19 protein-coding genes are annotated in these 22,812 nt (G+C 41.6%); 10 read left to right on the plus strand and 9 right to left on the minus strand.

Features of this window, described 5'->3' with window-relative positions:
* Positions 1 to 8 precede the first annotated feature (8 nt).
* The 5 genes from omp85 (DI077_RS15190) to DI077_RS15210 form a co-directional block, all read right to left on the minus strand.
* Positions 9 to 1,541 (minus strand): Omp85 family outer membrane protein, encoded by a 1,533-nt coding sequence (omp85, locus tag DI077_RS15190; RefSeq protein ID WP_109021014.1) that lies wholly within the window; start codon positions 1,539 to 1,541, stop codon positions 9 to 11.
* Positions 1,542 to 1,673: 132 nt separating this feature from the next.
* Positions 1,674 to 2,351, minus strand: a complete 678-nt coding sequence (gene lsa25 / locus DI077_RS15195; protein WP_242935236.1) for a surface adhesin Lsa25 — start codon at positions 2,349 to 2,351, stop codon at positions 1,674 to 1,676.
* A 13-nt stretch (positions 2,352 to 2,364) separates the two neighbouring features.
* Entirely contained in the window at positions 2,365 to 3,891 is a 1,527-nt protein-coding gene (gene omp85, locus DI077_RS15200) for an Omp85 family outer membrane protein (protein WP_109021013.1), read from the minus strand.
* A gap of 87 nt (positions 3,892 to 3,978) precedes the next feature.
* Positions 3,979 to 4,470: an acyl-CoA carboxylase biotin carboxyl carrier protein subunit gene (locus DI077_RS15205; protein WP_109021012.1), complete on the minus strand. Its 492-nt coding sequence runs from the start codon at positions 4,468 to 4,470 to the stop codon at positions 3,979 to 3,981.
* Complete coding sequence (locus tag DI077_RS15210) at positions 4,467 to 5,912, minus strand: acetyl-CoA carboxylase biotin carboxylase subunit (RefSeq protein WP_109021011.1); 1,446 nt, start codon at positions 5,910 to 5,912, stop codon at positions 4,467 to 4,469. Before DI077_RS15210 ends, DI077_RS15205 begins: the two co-directional genes overlap by 4 nt.
* Positions 5,913 to 6,005: 93 nt before the next feature.
* On the opposite strand from DI077_RS15210, the gene DI077_RS15215 reads away from it, so the two are divergent.
* Both DI077_RS15215 and DI077_RS15220 read left to right on the plus strand, forming a co-directional pair.
* The gene (locus DI077_RS15215) at positions 6,006 to 7,985 is read left to right on the plus strand and encodes an LTA synthase family protein (protein ID WP_109021181.1); all 1,980 of its coding nucleotides are present in this window, start codon (positions 6,006 to 6,008) and stop codon (positions 7,983 to 7,985) included.
* Position 7,986: 1 nt separating this feature from the next.
* Positions 7,987 to 8,610 (plus strand): DUF2889 domain-containing protein, encoded by a 624-nt coding sequence (locus tag DI077_RS15220; protein ID WP_109021010.1) that lies wholly within the window; start codon positions 7,987 to 7,989, stop codon positions 8,608 to 8,610.
* Here DI077_RS15220 and DI077_RS15225 read toward each other — a convergent pair.
* Positions 8,590 to 8,907 carry a 7(1) septoil knot domain-containing protein gene (locus DI077_RS15225; RefSeq protein ID WP_109021009.1) on the minus strand — a complete coding sequence of 106 codons (318 nt, stop codon included), beginning with the start codon at positions 8,905 to 8,907 and terminating at the stop codon, positions 8,590 to 8,592. The genes DI077_RS15220 and DI077_RS15225 overlap by 21 nt on opposite strands.
* Before the next feature lie 117 nt (positions 8,908 to 9,024).
* On the opposite strand from DI077_RS15225, the gene DI077_RS15230 reads away from it, so the two are divergent.
* Positions 9,025 to 11,373, plus strand: a complete 2,349-nt coding sequence (locus tag DI077_RS15230) for a dual specificity protein phosphatase family protein (protein WP_109021008.1) — start codon at positions 9,025 to 9,027, stop codon at positions 11,371 to 11,373.
* A gap of 24 nt (positions 11,374 to 11,397) precedes the next feature.
* Here DI077_RS15230 and DI077_RS15235 read toward each other — a convergent pair whose 3' ends face one another.
* The 3 genes from DI077_RS15235 to DI077_RS15245 all read right to left on the minus strand — a co-directional run bounded on the left by DI077_RS15235 (position 11,398) and on the right by DI077_RS15245 (position 14,141).
* Positions 11,398 to 12,018: a response regulator gene (locus tag DI077_RS15235; RefSeq protein ID WP_109021007.1), complete on the minus strand. Its 621-nt coding sequence runs from the start codon at positions 12,016 to 12,018 to the stop codon at positions 11,398 to 11,400.
* A 92-nt stretch (positions 12,019 to 12,110) separates the two neighbouring features.
* Complete coding sequence (locus DI077_RS15240) at positions 12,111 to 12,833, minus strand: lysophospholipid acyltransferase family protein (RefSeq protein ID WP_174705645.1); 723 nt, start codon at positions 12,831 to 12,833, stop codon at positions 12,111 to 12,113.
* Positions 12,834 to 13,022: 189 nt separating this feature from the next.
* On the minus strand, positions 13,023 to 14,141 hold the full coding sequence (locus tag DI077_RS15245) for an LIC11274 family protein (protein WP_109021005.1): 1,119 nt from the start codon (positions 14,139 to 14,141) through the stop codon (positions 13,023 to 13,025).
* Positions 14,142 to 14,281: 140 nt separating this feature from the next.
* Between DI077_RS15245 and DI077_RS15250 the strand changes: the two genes are divergently transcribed.
* From DI077_RS15250 to DI077_RS15280, 7 genes are all read left to right on the plus strand, one after another.
* Positions 14,282 to 15,163 (plus strand): DUF2225 domain-containing protein, encoded by an 882-nt coding sequence (locus DI077_RS15250; protein WP_109021004.1) that lies wholly within the window; start codon positions 14,282 to 14,284, stop codon positions 15,161 to 15,163.
* Between the two features lie 3 nt (positions 15,164 to 15,166).
* Positions 15,167 to 15,967: a tRNA pseudouridine(38-40) synthase TruA gene (truA, locus tag DI077_RS15255; protein WP_109021003.1), complete on the plus strand. Its 801-nt coding sequence runs from the start codon at positions 15,167 to 15,169 to the stop codon at positions 15,965 to 15,967.
* Complete coding sequence (locus DI077_RS15260) at positions 15,939 to 16,586, plus strand: hypothetical protein (RefSeq protein WP_167837175.1); 648 nt, start codon at positions 15,939 to 15,941, stop codon at positions 16,584 to 16,586. Before truA ends, DI077_RS15260 begins: the two co-directional genes overlap by 29 nt.
* Entirely contained in the window at positions 16,583 to 17,926 is a 1,344-nt protein-coding gene (locus DI077_RS15265; protein ID WP_109021002.1) for an LIC11270 family surface protein, read from the plus strand. Before DI077_RS15260 ends, DI077_RS15265 begins: the two co-directional genes overlap by 4 nt.
* A 109-nt stretch (positions 17,927 to 18,035) precedes the next feature.
* The gene (locus DI077_RS15270) at positions 18,036 to 19,889 is read left to right on the plus strand and encodes an adenylate/guanylate cyclase domain-containing protein (protein ID WP_109021001.1); all 1,854 of its coding nucleotides are present in this window, start codon (positions 18,036 to 18,038) and stop codon (positions 19,887 to 19,889) included.
* A 6-nt stretch (positions 19,890 to 19,895) separates the two neighbouring features.
* Entirely contained in the window at positions 19,896 to 21,800 is a 1,905-nt protein-coding gene (locus tag DI077_RS15275; RefSeq protein WP_109021000.1) for a FecR family protein, read from the plus strand.
* Positions 21,797 to 22,792, plus strand: a complete 996-nt coding sequence (locus tag DI077_RS15280) for a hypothetical protein (protein ID WP_109020999.1) — start codon at positions 21,797 to 21,799, stop codon at positions 22,790 to 22,792. Before DI077_RS15275 ends, DI077_RS15280 begins: the two co-directional genes overlap by 4 nt.
* The last annotated feature ends 20 nt before the right edge of the window (positions 22,793 to 22,812 follow it).

Below are 22,812 nucleotides of genomic sequence, written 5' to 3' on the forward strand. Positions count from 1 at the left end.
TTACTTCCCTAAAATATATGGTTAAAGTTCACAAAGGCTTGTGAATCTTCTTTCGACACTGCATAATCCACATAGATAACAGTTGCTTGGTTCCAAGGAATTCTAAAACCTAAACCCCGGGAATGTTTGTAACCTTTCAAGTTCACCCGGTCTGTAGCGTCCCAGACCCTACCTACATCGTAAAATGGTACCAATTGAAAATCAAAATGTTGTCCCCAAATATCGACGGATGCAAATTTCCAGCGAACTTCAAAGTTCGCATAACCCATCGTTTGCCCTACGAATCGATCCTGTTTGTAACCGCGAATTGTAGTTCTACCACCTAACCCCGATTGATTGGTTTCGGTTCCCCACATGTTGCGGTATTCATAGAAAGGAGCATCTCCGTTGGTTTGCATCAAAGCCGCTCTTGTAGCGATTACGAATTTTTCCAATAACTCCGGTGGCTTTTTAGTAATCCATTCCACAGGGCTGAAGAAAAGTCTTCCCGATACCAAGTTTTTGTTAAACTCATAATTGGAACCGATTGCCTTCGCGGATCTTTCGTGAGTGGCTTCCAAAAATAGACCTCGGTTCGGGTCCGGTTCGAAATCTCTCGTATCATACACGACTCCGGCGCGAATCGTGTTTGTAGTTCCACCGTTGAATCCCAAAATTTTACCGTCTTTTTGATCACGAGTCAAACGGGTTTCCCCTTCCGGAGTAGGGAGATGATCTCCTACAACATTATCCAAAAAGCCTGACCCAAGAGGAACTCCACCTAATAATTCCGATGCTCCGAATTTGGCATCATAAGTTTTGCCGTCATAAGTACGAACGATTTGTTTTGATAATCTTACTCCCGTTACAGTACGAACCGTTCCTCCGAAGAAAGAATATTCGCCGGAAAAGCTAAAGTTCGGGTTTTCTATATCATAACGATTGTATCTGGAATCGGTAACATAGGGAGCTTCTCCCGCACCTACATCCCCGGGACGACGGTATCCCAAATTGTTCTCATAGTCGGCGAAAGGAGCATTTCGCACCATACGACCTGCAGGATCGTTTCTTTCCAGATAGGATAACGGTTGGAGTGTTTTTTCTCCGATTCCAAAATACAAAGTATTCGGATTTCTATCGTAAACCAAATCGGCGCGTACTCTCCATTTCGTATCGAAGATATAAGGTGCATCCAAGCTCAACCAATGATAGGGAGCGTTTTTGGTTGTGTTAAAATATTGAGCGAAAATTCGATAACGATAAGGAGTATATTCGAATAATGGATTATCTCTTCCTCCGTTATTTAAATAAATGACCCTCGCTCCATAACCGATCCCTACGTTCGGATCGGAGTTCACAAGAGGAAGACCGGTGAAGTATCCGCCTTCTTTTTTATTTTTCACATCCCTGACACTCAGCCGTTTCTTTTCAGAAATCTCAAACGGAAGGCCGGGATGCGGTGGGCGTGGACCGGTTTCCTCCTCCGTTTTTGCTTGTGCCATGATTCCCAGAGAGAATAAAAAAAGAAGAAGTATGACACTTCTTGTTATATATTTGAACATTTTTGACCTATTTTTATATAAAATTGTCTAACGATGTCATGTCTTACGACATTATGTAAAAATGGGAAGGATTTTTTGGGAACCATCCCTACCTTAACGGTAGGGATGTGGCAGGGAGGTGAAAGTCAGAAATTATAGATTTTTAACGCAACGGACATAATTTCGATCCGTCTTCACAGTGTTTTTCTCATCACCAAAAGTGGATCTGTCAAAAGAGATGGATCTTGCCGTCTCTCCCGGGATGTCTTGTTCGTTCGACCAAGAAGACCAGTATTCCGCTTCCAAAGTCGATGGAAAATAATTCAATACCGAGATCCTTCCCGTTTCCGTCAGTCGTTTCAATTCGATCGGAGTTGGAACTCTCCAAGTTGTGCCAAGTGCCGCACATGCCTGGTATGCTTCACTGATTCCACTGATCGTTATCTCAGATGCCGCAAGCAACACTTGAGGTACTGTCACTCGGTTGCAAGCATGAGTCTTGCTATCGCAGAATGCCAACTGACGTGCTCCGTAACGATACGGATCTTGAGGATTCAACACCGTTCCTGCCGCTGCTCCCTGGCAATCATTCTGCGTTTGACGATACACTTGCCCTACAGAACATTTTTGCCATTCCAAGCCTGCCGCTGGATCTCGGATCGTTCCGGTCCGTGTGTCCACCAAACTTTGATTTGCTAGAAAGCCCGCGATCAACAAATTCGTTTCTTCTTCGGAAACTCCGTAAAAATCTTTCTCCGGTTTCGCTTCGCAATTTACAAAAAATGCAACCAGCGAAAGTGCCATTATCAATAGTATATTTCTATGTTTCATTGTCTTTACTTCCCTAAAATATATGGTTAAAGTTCACAAAAGTTTGCGAATCTTCCGAAGACCAAGCGTGATCTATGATAATAACGGTTGCTTGGTTCCAGGGAATTCGAAAGCCCAAACCTCGGGAATGTTTATAACCTTTTAAGTTCACTTTTTCCGTTGCATCCCAAACTCTACCTACATCATAAAACGGTACCAATTGAAAATCAAAATGTTGTTTGGCAACATCTATGGATGCGAATTTCCAGCGAACTTCAAAATTCGCATAAGCCATCGTCTGACCTATGAATCGATCCTGTTTGTAACCTCTTAAAGTGGTTCTTCCTCCGAGACCGGATTGAGTGACTTCCGTTCCCCACATATTTCGCATTTCGTAAAAAGGGGCATCTCCGTTGGTTTGAACCATGGCACCTTTGGCGCCCAAGACCAGTTTCTCCAAAAGGACATGAGGTTTTTTTGTAAACCATTCTACAGGGCTGACAAATCCGCGAGCGGAAACATAATTTTTGTTAAACTGGAAATCGGAACCGATCGCACGAAGAGATCTTTCGTGAGTGGCTTCCAAAAACACACCTCGGTTCGGATCCGGTTCGAAATCTCTCGTATCATATACGATTGCAATCCGGCCTGTATTGACATTCCCACCCTTAAAACCGATGATATTTCCAGCCTTGTTTTCTTCGGTGACTTTAGTAGTTCCTTCCGGAGTTGAAATTTCTTCGTTAGGTGCAAGTATATTGAGAGGAAGTCCGGCCAACTGGTCATAACCTCCGAATTTGGCATCCTGCCATTTTCCATCATAGGTCCGAATGATCTGTCTGGAAATTCTGGCACCTGCAATCGTACGAACCGTTCCCCCGAAGAAAGAATATTCACCGGAGAAGGTCCAGTTCGGATTTTCCAACTCGTAACGATTGTATTTATTGTCAGTGACTGTATTGTACTGTTCTCCCGATCCACCCGGCCTGCGGTACATTAAACTATCAGAATAATCGCTGAAACCTGCATTGCGAATCTGTCTTCCGGAAGGATCATTTCTTTCCAAATAGGAAAGAGGTTTCAAGGTTTCCGTACCCATTCCGAAATAAAGCAAGTTCGGATTTTTTTCATAAATCAAATCCGAGCGTACTCTCCATTTCGTATCGAAGATATAAGGTGCATCAAAACTTAAATCCTGGTATTGATTGCTCTTTGTCGTAGTGAAATACTGAACAAAAACTCTATATTTGTACGGGGTGTATTCGAAAAGTGGCCTGGACCTTTCCCCGTTATAATAATAAAAAACCCTAACTCCGTAACCGATACCGTTGTTGGGATCGGAATTCAACAAAGGAAGACCGGTAATGTATCCGCCTTCTTTTTTGATCTTTAAGTCCCGCTCGCTCAATCGTTTCTTTTCAGAAATCTCAAAGGGCAAATCGGCACGGGCAGGTCTGATGGTCGGTGCTTGTTCCGATTCAGGCTTTTCCTGAGCGGAGAGAGCAACAGTGGATATGAGAATACACAGAAATAAAAATTTCCGAAATAAAGATAGATTCATTGATGACTCGTTCACTATATAGGTTGTCAGACTCTGCTATGTTAGATGAACTTGTCAAACGATTTTGACACAATTTGCCTTTTCTGGCTAAATTTTGTCTAATAAAATCAACGGCTCATCCTGTTGTACAATTTCGCCTTGCGCTCTCAAAACCTGGCTCACCTTACAATCAAAAGGTGCTTTGATCGCATTTTCCATTTTCATTGCTTCCAATATCAGGATGGTCTCTCCTCTGGAAAATTTTTTACCGGGCTCACCAAACATCTGTATAATTTTCCCCGGCATAGGGCTTTTGATCTCGGGGGAATCGCTTCCCGCCAAAGCCAATTCCCTTTCCTTCCTACGAAAGGACCAAGTGTCTCCCAGATAGTGCAGGAAAATTTCATTTCGAACTTGCAAGTAGGTAAGAATACTTCCGGTTTCAAATACAATCTGTCCTCCGAAAGGAGGCTCGTTTGTTTTGTTAGAAACCTTGGGAAGAGGAACGGTTTCCACTTTCCGGTTATGAATGATCTTTACATTGTTATGTGAAAAGATAAGGGAAAGTTCACCCTCATGCGTATCCAATCTAAGCATCATGCCGATTCTCCCAAACTCACCCAAGGATCAGTTATTTTTGTTTCCGCACCGGCGAGACCCGCCAGAGCCAATCGAACGGAGAAAGGAACATTTTGGCGGAGTAGTTCTTCTTCGTTCCCTGCGATAAAATGAGTGGATACTTTACCTTCCCTAAATCCTTTCGCATCTGCAAGATTTTTCAAAAAACTAACATTTGTTATAGGACCGAACACGATCGTTTCCTTTAAAACCGCTACTAATTTATCGATGGCTTTGATTCTGGTTTCATCCCATACAATCAGTTTTGCGATCATAGGATCATAGTACAAAGAGATTTCGGAACCGGATACGATTCCTGAATCCACCCGTATTCCTTCTCCTTCGGGAAATTGGAGAGCGTGAACTTTTCCGATGGAAGGTAAAAATCCGTTCGAAGGGTCTTCGGCATAAATCCGCACTTCGATAGCATGTCCTTTCTGTTTCGGAGTTTCGGGAAGTGTTCCCCCTTCCGCCACACGGATTTGTAATTCCACAAGGTCAAGGCCCGTAGTCATTTCGGTAACGGGATGTTCCACCTGCAAACGGGTGTTCATTTCCAGAAAATAAAACTCACCCTTTTCACCTAATATAAATTCGACGGTGCCGGCTCCTTCGTAAGAAACGGATTTTGCCGCTTGGACTGCGGCTTTTGCCATTTCTTCTTTTAAAGAATCGGGATAATGTGGTGCAGGAGTTTCTTCGATCACTTTTTGGTGTCTTCTTTGCAAAGAACAATCCCTTTCGTGCAGATGGATCACATTTCCATGTTGGTCTCCGAAAATCTGAAATTCGACGTGACGCGGATTGGAAATATATTTCTCCAAAAGAATACGATCGTCACCGAAAGCGGACAATGCTTCCCTTTTTGCAGACAAAATCATTTCTTCCAGTTCGGAAGCGGATTCCACTCTGCGCATTCCTTTTCCTCCGCCTCCGGCGCTTGCCTTTGCCATAATAGGATAACCTATTTTGTCGGCTTCTTTTTTGAAACGCTCCATGGATTGATCTTCGCCTTCATATCCGGGAACAATGGGAACATCGAACTTTGCAACTAACAAGCGTGAGCCGATTTTGTCTCCCATTGCCCGAATGGAAGAAGGTTTCGGCCCGAGAAATTTAATTCCTTTGGCGGAGAGTTTTTCCGCAAATTCCGCATTTTCGGAAAGAAATCCGTAACCGGGATGAACTGCATCGGCACCGGAATCAGCACATGCCTTGAGGATCGCATCCTGATTCAAATAAGACAGTCTGGGCTCAGGCGGACCGATATGGATCGCCTCGTCCGCAAGTTTTACATAGAGACTGTCTTGGTCGGCATCCGAATAAACGGCTACAGTCTTGATTCCCAGGCGTTTTGCAGTGCGAATGACTCGAACTGCGATTTCTCCCCGGTTTGCGATTAGGATTTTTTTAATGTATGACATGAGTAAGAATCAGAGTCCAATTCCACAGAAAATAAATCAACAATGTTTGGAAGCGAGTTGACCTTTCTCTTTTTTCAAATGTCTTGGAGCGGAATGAAACTACTATATCGCAATTTGTCCTTTCCGGATAAATTATTTCTGGGATACTCCGTATCCTTTTTGTCATTATTCACTGTTTTCAGGATTATTTTTCTTTTTGTATATTCCTACAGACTTGAATCCTTTCAAGTCGACTCCATCTTACATTCATTTGCCGTAGGACTTCGTTTCGACCTGGCAACGGTAGGAATGTTACTGGGAGTATTCTATATTCTATCCAAATTCAGCATCTTAAACAGATTTCGTTCTTACCGTGTTCTTTGGTCTTTTCCACCCATTCCGATCTTTGCCTGGAGTATCGCTCATCTTTCCGGAGATATGCTCTATTATGAAAATGCAAACAAACATATCGGTTACGAAGCGGTCGTATTTTTGGCAGACATGCCGATACTCATCCAATCCGCCATCCATGAAAATCCGATTGCAATGATTCTTATCATTTCAGGGATCATCGGCTTTCTTGCGGTTTCCTTTTACGGTTATAAGAAATGGATTCTCCCCCGGGGAGATGAACCTTTTTCATTTTATAAATTTTTAATCTCATTGGCCTTTGCTTTTTTTCTCACGATCACACTCACAAGAGGAGGAGTTCAGGAAACTCCCTTGAGAGCAAGTAATGCGATTCTTTGCGAAGATACGTTCGTAAACAATATCCCGTTGAACGGAATTTATACGACCATAATGGATCTCAAAAGCCAATCCATTCCCAAAGAATTAAAAATGAATTTGACCCAATCTTACGCATTGGTTCGAAATGAAATCGATTATCCCGAAGCGGAATTTGTAAACCTTCCCAATTACCCTCTTCTCAGAAAACAACTGGAAACAAATAAATCAAAACCACCGAACATCGTTTTGGTTTTACAGGAGTCCTGGACGGGAAAATTCGTTTGGCCTATCAGTGACGGAATCGTAAACGGAAAAGAACTCACTCCTTTTTACAATCAACTTGCCAAAGAAGGACACAGTTTCAAAAGATTTTTTGCCAACGGAGGAAGGACTTCCAACGGACTTCTTTCCATGCTGACAGGAATTCCCGACAGACCGGGATTAACAGCTGTTCGAACACACCAAGTGCTTGGAAATTTCTCCGGTTTGGGAAATGTATTCAAACACTGGGGTTATGACACGATCTTTATCACCGGAGACGATTTGCAATTCGACAGCCTCGGAACCATTCTTCCTCATTGGGGTTTTCAAAAAATAATCGGAAAAAAGGAAATAGAAAAAACAAACCGGTTTAAGATCGGAGCCTGGGGTTATGACGATCGGGACATATTGGAATTGTTACATGATGAAATCAACGCTTCCAATAAAAATGGAAAACCTTTTTTGGGAACAATCCTGACGATGACAACGCACTATCCATACAAAGTTCCCGATTCCAAATTTGAAATTTACGACTCATCCGTTCAAGACTATGATTATTTGAATACATACCATTATGCGGATTGGGCTCTTTCCGATTTCATCGGTCGTGCTAAAAAATCCGATTATTTCAAAAACACGATTTTTGTTTTCGCAGCGGATCATACCCATCATAGATATCTGAACTACTTTGAAGACAGAAACGTTCCTTTTTTGATTTGGGCACCGGGAAAAATCAAAGCAAAATTGGATACAAGAACGGTATCTCAATTGGACGTTTTACCAACTGTAATTGGTTTGGTGGGAAAGGAAACTTACTTTTCCGCAATGGGCAAAAATCTTCTTTCTTCGGGAAAAACAAAAGAATCCGCTTACTTTGCCTACGGAGCGGCTTTCGGCTGGATAGAGGAAAATCAGTTTCTATTCCAGTGGGCTGACGGAAACAAAAATTTCACCCTTACAGCAAATCCTCCTTTGGGCGATAATGAGGAATGCAAACAAACACCTACTCTATGTTCTACGTCGTTACAAAAAGCAAAAGCATACTTTAATTTATCCATGGAGCTGATGAATAAAAACAAAGTTTTTCCGGGAGGAATGTTATAATATGTCGATTCGCAAAAAAATGCAGTACACTCCCGTCGGATTGGAAAGAAATATGAGCGTTTCCTTCTGGTGGTTTTTCGATCAGTCTCCTTCCCGTGCAGTAATCGAATCCAAGATCTACGACCGTTATCATGATATCAGTCTTCTGATTGAGATAGATCTTTCTCAACAAACAATCATTGAAACGGAGATTGAAGAAAGAAGAACTCCCTTTGTCACTTGCCCCGGCGCCATCCCCGCGTATGGTTTTTTAAAAGGAGTTAAATTCAACAGACCGGGCTTAGAAATCGCAATACGGGAATCCGTTCCCAAATCGGGAGACGGATGCATTCGAATCGACCAGCTGCTCTTCTATGCGGTGGATAATTTCGTTTCCGCACTTGCCTATGAATTGAAAAGCCGCCAAATCCCGGATAGATGGAATGAAGAACGACATGCTCCCGATGCGGAACCTTTCGAAAAAAGAAGTGCCGCAGTCCATCAATGGTGGATCCGGGATCGGGTAATGAAAAACAGTTGTTTTACGATGAATGTGAAATTCGCAAACGAAGAGAATAGAATTCCCTTGGAAAAAGAACCCACCATCACAACGATGTTACTCGGTTTACGGAACCCCGGGAAATGAATTCACATATTGGATTTTAAAATCGGGGAAACTATTTACGATCTGAACTTTAAAGTCCGGAAAAGAATTTACAATTTGCCATTTCCCGCAATCGTTCGGGAAGGAAGCAACTTGTTGCACCTTTAAATCGGGAAAACTATTTACGATCTGAACCTTGAAGTCCGGGAAAGAATTCACAAACTGGATTTTACCAAAAAGTTTTTGACCTTTGAATTTGCAGTCGGATCCGATATCTCCTGCAAATAATACCGGACTGAATATAAAAAATCCGGAAAAAACGATTAAAAAAATTTTCATACTTTGACCTTTTTATTTATTTAGAAACCAGGATTTATATTTTCCATTTTTAAATTTTTACAAGTAATATAAGATAAAAAACTCGATTTTTTACAAGAAGCGGTCAATATTTTTCCCATGCCCAAGGAAGAAGCAATTCTATTCACTCAATGTCTCCAGAATGATTTTACAGCTCTTTTGGATAAATACGATCCCATCCCGAATGCACTTCACGTAGGTTATGCGGAGTCGAATCGTCTTTTGGGTGAGATGGCGGAACACGGGCCAGTTTATTCTTTGATCGATTGGGCTTATCATACGGATCCGGGCCGTTTAAAAATCATTCATATCAGGGACTGGCATGATTCGGATTCTCCGACCCAAAAAGATCACTTACAACAGTTTGGTGATCATTGTTTAAAAAATACGAAAGGAGCTGAATTCGTATTTGAGCCTTGGATTCAAAATTTTTCCGACAGACATTCGATCGTAAATGCATCCGGATTGAATGATTTTGTAGATACGAATTTGGAAACGATACTCCACCCTTATAAAGGAAAAAAATTAAAAGTGGGGATCACCGGAGGAGTCTGGACGGAAGCGAAAGTGACTTTTCTCGCTTATGATTTAAAAACCAGATACCCTGAATTTGAAATAGCGGTCTGTTCCGCACTTACCGCAAGCTCCTCTCTTTCCATGCATTTCATCGCTTTGGATCAACTCAAACAAGTGTTAGGAATTCAAATATTTCCTTCGATAGGCGCTTTCACCGAATTTCTCACGGGCTCCCAACCGGATTTGGAAAAAAAGATCACAACTCATTCCCGGGTTTCTTCCAATCATTTGAAACTGGATCCCAAGTATCCTATCTCGGAGGCGGATAAAAACATTCTCCTTTATTTATTCCGAGACTGCAAAGAAGCGGAATTCAAAACACTGGACGGAGGTTTTTCAGGAAACGTAGTACTCAAGTCGACTTCGGTAGATGTTTTGGGACACACTCAGGTTCCTTGCGTTGTCAAGATAGGAAACAGGGATCTGATTGCAAAAGAACGGACTTCCTTCGAACGCATCCAGGAAGTTTTAGGAAACAATGCGCCTTCCATCGTTGATTTTTGCGAACTGGGAGAAAGGGGAGCGATTAAGTATCGTTATGCGGCAATGCTCGACGGTAATGTCCGCACTTTCCAAAAAATGTACGGATCAAGTGATGATTTCGAAAAAATCGACAATATCATCAATATAGTTTTCAAACAACAATTAGGCAGATTGTACCAAGCAGGATCTTCGGAAAAGCTGAATCTATTGGAATACTATGACTTTCAATCCAAATATGCCAAGTCGGTTCGAACGAGAGTCGAAAGCCTGCTCGGTGGCCCACAAACGGCTAATACGATTGAAATCCTACCGGGAATCTCCACTCCCAATCCTTGTATCTTTTATGAAAAAGACCTGACTGTCTTAAAGGAATACAATGCGATCAATCATAACCTAGCGTATGTTCACGGGGATTTGAACGGGGCCAATATCATTCTGGATGCCCAGGATAATGTTTGGATGATCGATTTTTTCCATACTCATAGAGGCCATATCCTTCGGGATTTGCTTAAACTGGAAAATGATATTTTATATATTTTTACAAAGATCGAAACGGAAGTAGAATTGAAAGAAGCGATGGAGTTGACCCGGATTTTGACGAGTCATGAAGATCTGGGAGTTCCTCTTTCCTTCGACGTTCCCTCTTCCCTTTCCAATCCGAAATTAAAAAAAGCATACCGGGTGATTGCCAAACTCAGATCTTTATATCCAGCGTTGATCAAAATGGATCGGGATCCTTACCAAGCTCATGTAGGGCAATTACGTTATGCGATGCATACCCTGTCTTTTGACGAAAGCAATGAAATACAAAGAAAATGGGCGCTTTTTACAGGAACCGTCTTGATTGATAAAATCAGGGAATACATTCAGAAATCGAAAACATTGCGAATCGATTTTCTTAAAACAGAAGGTTCGGGAGCGATTCAAAATATAGGTCTCACCATTTTACCCGGCAGAAAAGACAGAGGAAGAAATTTAAACGACGATATAAACGAGATGAAAAAACAAAAAATAACTCATGTAATCAGTCTCATCACGGAACAGGAGTATGCGGAATATGGTGTTTCCGAAATGAAAACGGAATATGCAAATGCAGGGTTTGAAACTTTTTATCTTCCCACTTTGGACCAAAGGGTTCCCACCTTACCTTCATTTCACGAAACGATAGAATGGATGGAAAAGGCCCTGCAAAAGAAGGGGAAAATATTGATTCATTGCGTTGGAGGACTCGGGCGGTCAGGCACACTTGCGGCAGGGTATTTGATCGGGAAAGAAAAAATGACTGCCAAAGAAGCGATTCAAAAAGTGAGAGAATCCAGAAGCGAAAGAGCCATAGAGTCCAGAGAACAGGAAAAGTATCTAAATGAATTCGAAAAACAATCCCGGTAAATCAACCGGATAGATAGAGATACTTTATACCGTTACTTTTTCTCTGATGATTCGAACCAGTTCGGGAAAAGATTTTACATCAAACTTACTCTTCAGACTCATCAGAACTTCTTCCAATTGTTCTTTGGAAATATTTGCTTCCGCCAAAACTTTCGCCAAGGTATGGCCTTGTTTCAATTGTTCGATGATGGAAGTTTCCAATGAATTGAACTTAGCATCCCCTTCCGGTTTTTTGGAATTCTGAGAGAACTGTTTGGAAGTGACAAACTTTCCGTCCATTACCACTTGCAAACTCGCACCTAAAGTAAGAGGGTTGTCGGACTTGAGAATGTATCCGTCCGCACCTGCTTTCACTGCATTTCGGAAAGTCACCATATCGTCTTTCATGGTATAAACTACGACTTTCATAAGATGAAAGTTTTTCTTCAAATCGGGAAGGATTTCCAACCCGTCCGATTCTTTCAGACGAAGGTCTAAAAGTAAAATATCGGGTCTGGAAAGACCGATTTGTTTGGCAAGGCCGACGTTATCATCCCATTCACCTACCAATTCGAACTCTTCCGTTGCAGCAAGAGCTCGCTTAACAGCTGTTCGAATTAGAAGATTGTCTTCAACTATAAAAACTCGCTTTTTGTTTTTAAACATATATTAATTATACGCAAATGTTCTCGGGATATATATCGGAGAACAACTAATATTCTGTGGAAAATGTAGGGAAAGTTCTCCCTACATAGGTTTTAGTTTAGGGATTTCATCAGTTCTTGCTGAAGAAGAGCGTCTAACTCTTTCTTTTTTGTAATCATCCATTCTTGCAAGTGCGCTTGCATTTCTTCGTAATTGGAAAAGTTTTCGGGACGGATTGTGCCTAATTCCAGATAACCGATCGTATTGTTTTTGGGTTGTTTCTGGTAATTTGAGATCCCGGATTTCAATACTACATAAACGGGAATCTTTTGATCGAATGCAATTTTAATCATTCCCTTTTTCAAAGGCTGAATCTCTTCCGTATAAGTATTACGGCCTTCAGGATAAACGATAAAGGAATTTTCTTTGATCCCACCTAACAGATTCCTTACGGAAATTGCAATCGTTCTTGCTTTGGAGTTATCAAATACCTGCGAACCCATGGCGAGCATCCACCAATAAGCCACAACCGTCTTTTTGATCACCTGATTGGCAAGGTAAGGTTTGCGAATCACATAACAATCATAAGGGAAATCCATCTCGTTCACATGATTCAAAAAAATCAAATGTCCCTTTTCGGGAGGATTGATCGCATTGAATAGGATTACCTTTGAATTCGTATACTGCCGGACATCCTCTCCCCAAAGTCTGGAACCTTCCAGGAAGGAATCAATCCTAGCTTCGATATCCCCTTTGGCGGCTTTCCAGATTCCTTTCACCATATAAGGACTGGCTTTCCCCATAACAAGAGGAAGAACTCGGAAATAAACCTTCATTACAAGATGTCCGTAGCTTGCAGGTTGCCCATGTAAATTTCTTACTAAAAAATCATCAAGAATTGGAATTTTAACCACAAGGACAGTTAGAGGGAAATAGGTTTATGAGGAAATAAAAAAAGCCACAGTCATCTGTGGCTTTCTTCACATGTGAGTGAACAACTATAAACTAAACGGAAAGAAATTTTCTTATTGCGCTTGAGTATTGCCTGCCGGCGTTGCAGGTTTTGCAGGTATATTCAAAGCTTTCTTTCTTTCCTGATCGTATTTCAAGAATACCATATTGTTCGAATCCACTTCATAGATACGCCCGCGTGTGTCCGCATAATCGACTCTATACTCTTCCGGAATACGAACATCAAACATAGCTTGAAGTCTATGATCGAAACGAATGTAAGGGTTGTTACTGAAATCGTAAGTAACTCCTTCCACTTTCACAGGTTGACCTTCGGAGTAAGCTCCGTTTTCATCACGCACCGGTTCCGACTTCGCTTGAGAATTGCTCAGGAAGTAATTGTCGTAAGGATACTTTAACTTGTATATGTTGATCGCATTTGCTTTGGAATCACGGGAAAGGCTGATCGAACCGAAGTAGTTTTCTATACGGAACTTTCTATGAGAAGGTTGGAGTTTTTGGTGTTTTTCCAAATTTCTTTCCACCTTAAGAGCGTTGATTCTAGCTTCTTTCGCAAGACCCAAATGTCTATAACCGAGTTCCATGTTTTTTTCAATGCTATATTTGTTATAAACATAATGAACTTCTTTCGCATCATACATTCTGCGTGAGAAAGGAGCTTCTCTCGGTTGATCCATTACATCCGATCGGAAATAAGAACCTTTTCCGTATTCGATGGAAATATCAAGTAATGCTTTGTCCAAAGGGTTGTTGGCATTTTTTCTTTCCATTGCCACTTTCATCATCTCTTCCGCACGTAGGATGTACAATTGAGACAACTCTTCCAACATTTTTTCAACACCTAACTGGCATTCTAAAAATCTTTGGTAGGAAGCAACGTAGTTTCCTTCAAAATAATACTGAAGTCCTTCTTGGTAAATCCGTTTGGCTTCCAGATATTTTTTGAGCCGAAAACCTTCTTTTCCTTCTGCCGCATTGAGTGCAGCCGGATTGCCTTCCGGGTCTTCCCCTCGGAAATTTTTGACGATCGGCTCTAACTCGCGTAAGTAAGTAAGTAGTTCGATACGTTTTTTATAGGACTTATTGGAGACAGCTTCCGCAAAAAGAAAGTTTTGCGTAGCAAGAGTCATAATTAGGATCAGAAAGGATTTTTTCATAATGCTGCCGTTCATTCCGTTTCCGTAATTTCCTTCTTGGGAAGAATCTTACAAGTAATTTCAGGGATGCCCCTGTGAGGATTATCGGAGAAATATGATATTGGATTGACAGATTGTATTTTAAAATTGAGCCTTTTCCTAGATTTTTCTAAGCTATGTCCACTGCCGCCGCCGCTAATTCCAAAAAAGTATCATTCCGAGCCAAGGAAACGACTGTTTGTCCCATTTGTGACGAAAACCACCAAAAAGAACAGATGTTCCAGGGGGGTGGACGACTCATTGCCGGGAAATTATCCCAGGACCTCCGTCGTTTGTATGAAAAGAACAAAAAATTCGGACGTGTCAGCCCGATGGACTACGTTCTTTCCGTTTGCCCCCGTTGTCTTTATTCTTCTTTTCCCAAAGATTGGTCCGCCCTTGCCCCCGCAGAAAACGAAGCGCTGCGTATGCAAGTGGACATCCGAAGATCTTATATTGAAAAAATCCTAGGGCCTTTGGATTTTCACGGAGACAGACAGCTGGTTTTGGGCGCTGCTTCCTACTTATTGGCAATGGACTGTTACCAACAGAGGGGAAATTCCGTAGCCCCCACTCCTAAAAAAGCGGTGTGCGCGATCCGGGGTGCTTGGTATTTTGCGGATCTGCATGACGAATTTCCCGAGCTAGGTTATGACAAAATCAGAGATTTACTCTACCAAAAAGCGGCGATCACTTACGGCACTACACTCGAGCTAATGCAAACCGGACAAGAACCCGTAGACCAAGCTGCCGGTATGCTCGGGCCTGATACTGACAACAACTGGGGATTTGACGGGGTGATTTACCTCAATGCCTATTTGACCAAACGGTTCAAAGACCAATTGGCACCCAAACCGGAAGACCAGATTCTATTATTATCCAGAGCGAAAAGAACCTTAGCCAGGTTATACGGTTCGGGAAAATCTTCCAAAGGAAAACCGGGACCGATTTTGGAAATGTCCAGAGAACTTTACGACGAATACAATATTCTAATCGAATCCCTCGGGGGAGAAAAGTAGAGATTGCCCAATTACGCTCTACTGGTTGAGTACGACGGGACTCTATTCTACGGCTGGCAAAAACAAAAAAAACTGAAAACCGTGCAAGGCACATTAGACGAGGCCTTAGCGGTTGTTTTGCGAAGAAATCCTCCGTCGCGCATCTTTGTCGCGGGCAGAACCGACACGGGAGTTCATTCCCTGGGAATGGTTTGCAATTTCAGAACTCTCGAACCCATCCCCAACCTCCATAAATTAATCGTTTCCATCAATGCATTGTCGGGAGAAGGAGTCAGTATTCGAAATGCAATGGAAGTTCCGAATGAATTTCATTCCCGGTTTTCCTGTGACGCGCGGGAATATGTCTATCAAATCTATCATGGAAAGTATGAAAACCCTCTTCTGAAGAATAGAGCCTATTGGCTGAAGTTCAGGTTGAATTGGGACAAAGTGGAAAAAGAATTACCTACCTTGCTTGGTGAAAAAGATTTCAGTTCTTTTGCAAAAGCAACTTCCGTTCGGGGAAAAAAAACGATTCGAAAGATTTTATCCGTAAATTTGGAAAAAGACAATTTTAATGGGAACCTTTTCAGAGTTAGAATTCGGGCCAACGGGTTTATGCACAATATGGTGCGAATTACGGTAGGAACTTTACTAGACATCGGAAAGGGACGTTGGGAATCTAGATCCATTGAGTCAATTTTGGAAGAAGAAGACCGCAGAAAAGCAGGTATGACTCTTCCTCCTTACGGTCTGTATTTTGTCCGAGCTTACTACGAAAAATTCCCTGAGATTAATGAACTATACAAACCGGTACTTCCTTAAATATTATTTTTTCCTTATCTTATTTGGGTTTGTTCCCTCTTCCCTTTTCAGCCAAAACATCGAAGATTACCAAAAAAGACGTTATGAGATAGGGGGATGGGTAGGTGCCGCCAATCCTTTTCCCGGAACTCCTGCGGTTCGATTTTTGGATACGACTTTGGGCGGGGGGTTTTATGCAAGAATGCCTTGGCCTTATATTTTTTATACGGAAGTGGGCGGAGGTTACTCCGTATTTCTTTCCCGGTCGGAAAGATCACTTACCGTAATGCCTCTTTATACGGCACTTGCTTATAAACTTCCTATTGAGATGCCCATTCAATTTTTCGTGAAGGCCGGTGGTGGTGGTGCCTACGTGGTTGCCCGCCCTGCGGATACGGCTCGTTGGGATCCAATGCTTTATACGGGAATGGAAGCGAGTTTTATCGCAGGCCGACGAATTCGAATCGGAATTCGTGTAGATTATAATAAAGTAATGGAATCGAATTTGAATTTGCCTCCTGAGTATACTTATCCTTTAGCCAGCCCTTACGACGATCCGAGACTCTTGAATCCGAGTGCGTATAAGTTGCAGAATGCCGACTTCTTCTACTTCGGGTTAGTTGTGGGAGTCTTGTTATGAGATTCGATTTATCTTACATGATCCGCTATTCTATTTTAATTGTTTTCCTTATACTTTTTGCAGATTGCAAAACCAAGATCGATCTCGGCAAGGAAACCACACTTCCCGTACTATCCACTTTATTTAACAACCGTATGTTGTTGCTTTTGAAAGGTACTTATTCTACGGACTCTCCTCTCGACTGGGGCGAACTCAACGGAGGACTCGGAACCATTTACCTGGACAAACAGGATATAGGCGACGGAACCGGCGGAGATCCCGTCATGAGTACGAATGATTTGCCTTTGGCAAAAGACCTTCCTATTTTTCTGGATATCGGAGAGGTGAGAATCTCAAGTAAATATACGAAAGGCTTGAATGATCTGACACAAATCAAAGACGCACTTGATTCCAGAAAATTCTGGAGCTTCATTGCTCCCAATAGACAAGTATTTTGTACAGTTCCTTACTCATTTGATGATGACACTTGTAAACAAAACAATGGAGTTCAAAAGGCATATGATTTCTTTAACGGAATCGGGGCACAGTATCCTTCCAATGATCCTTCTGCGGAAACTTGGGGTTATGACGATTCCGCACAAACCGCAGCCACTCTCAATTCGATAGGAAAAAGTTTTTTAGGAAGACAATACTATTATTCGGGGATTTATTTCCGGTCCATCGTGACCGGTTATGCAAAAGATGCGGGAGTTCCCATTTTGACCAGCACCCGATTTGACAACCGGCTTGTTTACGGTTTGAATATTGTTCCCCGAAACAATTACCTTCCCGGTACCAGCTCCGTGGCAAAAACCCAAATCGTTCCTAAAATGTTTCCCGTTTTGTATTCCCAACAACCTACTCAGGCCGATATGGAGGTGCGGGACGGATTCGATCCTTATATCCTGGAAATCCGAACCAATATCAAAGAAAACCTAATGGTTCATTCTTATACCACGAGCCGTAGTACCACTGTTACTTACGTAGGTTATAGTGATGTGTTCAACGATCATAACGGAGAGGGAGACGCCGGAGGAAATTTACTTTCCCGTGCCAGAATCATTTATCCGGAAACTGCCTCCAGTTTGGTGATCACGGGAGGAGGTGGTTCACTTAAGCACGTATTCGCAATTTTCCGTAATACGGAGGGGAATTACACTACAACTCTCCCTCTTGCCGCAACACCATCGAAGCCCACAGCAAAGATCAAATATCTAAATCCGGGGAGCTATAAACTCGTTTGTTTAGGCGATGTGAGTAAAATTGATGGATTTCCGGACACATTTGTAGCGGAAACCGAGTTTTCCATTCCCGAATATCCGTTCCGTTCCACTTACACTGTCAATCTGACCTGCCCATAATTTAGTCAAAAAATTGCAAAATCTAACGGTGAATTAATTCTAAATTATAATATTTTTATCTTTTTTTGTACGGATCGAATTTGAAAATTAGGTCATTCAGACGAAATCTATGCGCCAAATCATAACAAATATTACAAACCTGTTTATCAAAGATGAGAACAATTCTTTGGAATCGCAATTCCCCATTCGATTCAAATTACTATTAATCATTTCCTTTGTTCTTCTTTTTTCCGTCTCCGGGGTGATCTTCCTTGCTTCCTACTTTTTTAGAAAGGATAGTGAGGTTCGGGTAAAAGAAAACAATATCAAAATCAATGATATCCTTGCATTGAAGGTTCAGTCGGATTTGGAAACGATCAGGCAAGACGTTCATATCACCGCTTCCGCGATCATAAGAAACCCGAAGATTTCTTCCGTCGTAGCAAAAGAGTTATTCGAAGCCGATCCTAGTTTCATTTTGATCGGTGCCTATGGTCCGGGCATGAGTCCTCAGTTTGAAACATACAACGAAGACTTTTTGCAAAATTACGACTATAATAAATCGGAAATCCACAACCTGATGGGCACGATCAAAGACAAAGTCAAAAAAGCATATTCAGGATCGACTGTGATTTGGAATGCAAGTCCCTACTTTCGTCATCCTATGCTGTGTTTGGCCTTCCCGCTCTCGGAAAAAAAGGATACAAATACAATCTTAGTCACCTTAGTCAAGTTAGATCGTTTGTTAAGCGCATTCCAAACTTCAGGAACGGTTGAAACCTTTTTGATCGGAGACGACGGGAGCGTACTTGCTCACCCGGACGCAAAAATCGTTCTCTCCGGATCAAAACTGAATGACCTCCCCATAGTGGAAAAAATGAAAAAATCCACCGTGGACAACGGCCAGTATCGATATGAAAACAAAGACGGGATCTATTATCTCGGGTCCTTCAAGAAACTGGCGATAGGCGGTGTAGGGGTTATTTCGCAGGTAATGGAAGATAAAGTCTTCGAAGAAGTAAACAATATTCAAAAAAGAAATGTTTATCTTCTGATCGTCTCACTTGCATTAGCATTCATCGTAGTTTATATTTTTGCAAAATCACTTTCCACGCCGATCCTCTTACTTGTAAATGCGGCGAGAAAAATCCAAGCAGGTCAATACCATCTGGATCTGGTTTCCACCTCCAGAGATGAAATCGGAGTTCTTACCAATTCATTCGTTTCCATGAGCCGCGGTTTGGAAGAAAGGGAAAAGTTAAAGGATTCCTTCGGAAAATTCGTAAACACGGATATTGCGGAACTTGCCGCAAAGGGCAAATTGTCCATCGGAGGAGAAAGAAAAAACTGCGCTGTTTTCTTTTCCGATATCAGAAGCTTCACCTCCATCTCCGAAAAACTGGAACCGGAAGATGTGGTTGAATTTCTTAATCAATACATGAGCGAGATGGTAACATGTGTTAAAGAAACAGGCGGGATTGTAGATAAGTTTATCGGAGATGCCATCATGGCAACCTGGGGAGCTTTGCGTTCCTCCGGAAACGATTCGTTGGATGCAGTGGAAGCATCAGTAAGAATGAGAGAGAGACTTCTTATCTTCAACAAAGGAAGAGGAAGTGTTAAAAAACCTATCATTCGAATCGGTTGCGGGATCAACACGGGAAACGTAATTGCAGGTCAAATCGGTTCCTCCGACAAGATGGAATACACAGTGATCGGAGACACGGTCAACCTGGCATCAAGAGTAGAATCATTAAATAAAGAATCGGGAACAGACATTCTGATCTCGGAAAACACATACGAAGACGTCAAAGGCAAATTCAATACAGTAAGTATGGGAGAAATTAAGGTAAAAGGAAAAGCGAAAGCCCAAAAAGTTTATGCAGTGCTCGGAAGAAAAGGGGATCCGAATTGTCCCAAAAATCTCCAAGAGTTACGAAAGTTAGTTGGTATTCCTACCCCGGATTCTAAAAAATCCAAATAGAAAAATATGAAATTAGACAAACGCGATTTACGCATTCTCACTCTATTAATCATTATAGCAGTCGTTTTTACAGGACTGTTCTATTATGATTTAAATAAAAAAATCGATATTGGCGATAGAGAAGTCATCGGAACGATTCATTTCAAAAACAATATCGTTCAAAGAAAACTGGAAGATCAGGTTGTTTGGGAAAGACTGGAAAACAACAGCCCTCTCACAAACAAAGATACAATCCGTTCGGAAGCTTTTTCCGACGCATTGATTCGTTTGAACGACGGAACGGAAATCAATATTGATGAAAACTCGATGTTCAATCTGGATCTCACAGGAGAAAAACCGAGTCTTGAATTTTCACAAGGTTCCCTCCAAGTCAAAAAAGGCTCCTCTAAAGAATCCAACATAGTCATCAAATCACAAGGAAGTGAAATCGACGTTACTTCCGGTGATGTAAAGATTGAAAAAGAAGGCCAGAAAGATTTGAGCCTTTTCGTTGAGAAGGGAAGTTCCAAATTAAAACACAACGGAAAAGAAGTGGATGTGGAGAGCGGCAGAAAAGCCGAGTTAGTCGAAGGTAGCGAAGTAACAGTCAAAAAAATACCCGTTCGCCTGGTATTGCCTTTATCTCAAAAACTATTTCTAATCGAAGGAACGGATGCGAATGTTGGATTCGAATGGAAACTTGATCCCGGATTCTCAGAATCTTTAATCGAAGTTTCACGGTCTCCCCAGTTCAAACTTCCCTTGATTAATTCGAAGGTTGACACAAGCAAATTCACCGCTTCCTTAAAAGAAGGTACCTATTACTGGAGAGTCAAAACCAAGGACACAAAGACCAATAAATGGGAGTCCAGTGATACAGGGAAATTTTTCGTAGCCAAAGACGAGCCGCTTAGACTGGATTCTCCTGCCAATTCGGCCGAATACAGATTTGTCACCAACCCTCCTTTGATAGGATTCAGTTGGACAAAACTCAATACTTCCCGTTCTTATAAATTTGAAATTTCCGATTCCAGTCAATTTTCGAATATTATAAAAACGATAGAGACCGAAGCCAATACGATTTCAGTGGATGATTTGAAGGAAGGAACTTATCATTGGAGAGTGACTGCCCACTCTTCTTTTCCAGGCTCTCCGGACAAAAAAACATCTTCACATAGTTTGGTGATCAAAAAAGACGACACCTACCCCGCTCCTACGATCATTCGGCCCGCCAACGGATCCGAAATTTCCCTGGATGAAATTCAAAAAGGACAAGCCATCATGATCTGGGAAGGAAATCCCGAATTGATCAAATACAAATTGGAAGTAGCAAAGGATTCGAAATTCGCAGCGACAAGTCTTTCCAAAGAAACCGCGAGCAATTTCTTTCAGCCCAATTGGAAAGAATTTGCACCTGGTACGTATTATACGAGAGTCAAAGGTTTTTCTTCCGATGGAAAAGAAGGAACCAGTTCCGTAGTTTCCAAGTTCAGTATCGTAGAAAAGAAGATCCCGGAAGAAGAGCCTAAAAAAGAAGAAAAAGCGGATAAACCGAAACCTCCTCCTTTGGAACTCATCTCTCCCGTAAATAATATTGTCGAGATGAAAGGCAAAAACAGCCTGGATTTCGTCTGGAAAGCCGGCCCCGGTTCGGACAAATACGAATTTGTTCTGTATCAAATAGAAGGCTCTCGCCGAACAGCGATTTATCGGGCACAGACAAAATCGCTCAATTTATCCATCCGGGATCTGTCAATTTTGGACGAAGGCACTTTTTCCTGGGAATTATTGGAACATAGAGACGGAAATCCGGCACAGTCCAGAAAAGGAAACTTTATCATCGCTTTGGATCAATTAAAAACCTTAAAGCCGAATGATATCGAATTTATTTCTCCCAAACGACTTTACAAAGAAGGAAAACACAAACAATGAAAGTTCGTTCCAGTCTGATTTTATTAGTATCTCTGAGTTTTGCTTCCTCGCTGATCGCAAGCGAACTCTATAAATTTGTGGCTTGGAAAAACATCCCTGACGCAAGCGGTTATCAAATTCAAATCAAAGACACGCAAGGAAAAGTGATCGTTGATAAAAAAATAGAGAAGAATTATTACTCTGTGCAAGACGTCGGTGTGGGGGATTATTTCGTTCGCACCGCTCCTTTGAATATATTCAAAAAACCTGTTGTATGGTCTCCTTGGAAAGAGATGGAAGTATTAATCTCCGATATTCCTACGGTTGATTCCAATAAAGACAAACCGAAACTCGCGCTTAAACTTCAAGAACCGGAAAAGGATCAAAAACAAATTTCCGAGTTGGAAATCCAAGGAGATCATTTTTTGGATGTTACCGAAGTGGAAATTTCCAAAGAAGAGAAAAAATTACCGATCTTGGATAAACAATTCAAAAGCGATAAACGTATCGATGTCAAAGTTGATACTTCTAATGCCACTGCCGGCGAATATGATTTAACGATTGTTAACCCATTTCAGAAACCGCAAACCATTTCCAAGTTTTTGAAAGTGGAAGAAAAAAAAGAACCTGTAGTGGAAGTTCCGAAAGGGAAGTCTCTTAATTCTTACACTTACGCCGAATTCATGGCATATCTAAATGCAAACAAAGCCGAGTCCTGTCCGATGACGGGAGTGCCCGGGCCGACATTGAGTGAATGTTATAAAGATTATATTCTCTTGAATCAAAAAACAAATGATGCAAAAGATATATTTGCATTTTATAAATTGATCAGTGAAAACCAATCCGATCGATTTAGCTCTTATTCTTATTTTGAAGGAAAATGCAAACCTGTATTTCGCCCTGCAAAAGAAAGGATAGTAGATTTCCTAGGTAAAAGACGAGGATCTCTTGATCCGGAAGAAATCACAAGACTAGAGGAAACCATTAAAAAAATTGACTCTTGTCCTAAATAGCCGGATACTCGTGATATAAT

Origin of the sequence: Leptospira kobayashii (assembly GCF_003114835.2) — a bacterium.
GTDB lineage: Bacteria > Spirochaetota > Leptospiria > Leptospirales > Leptospiraceae > Leptospira_A > Leptospira_A kobayashii.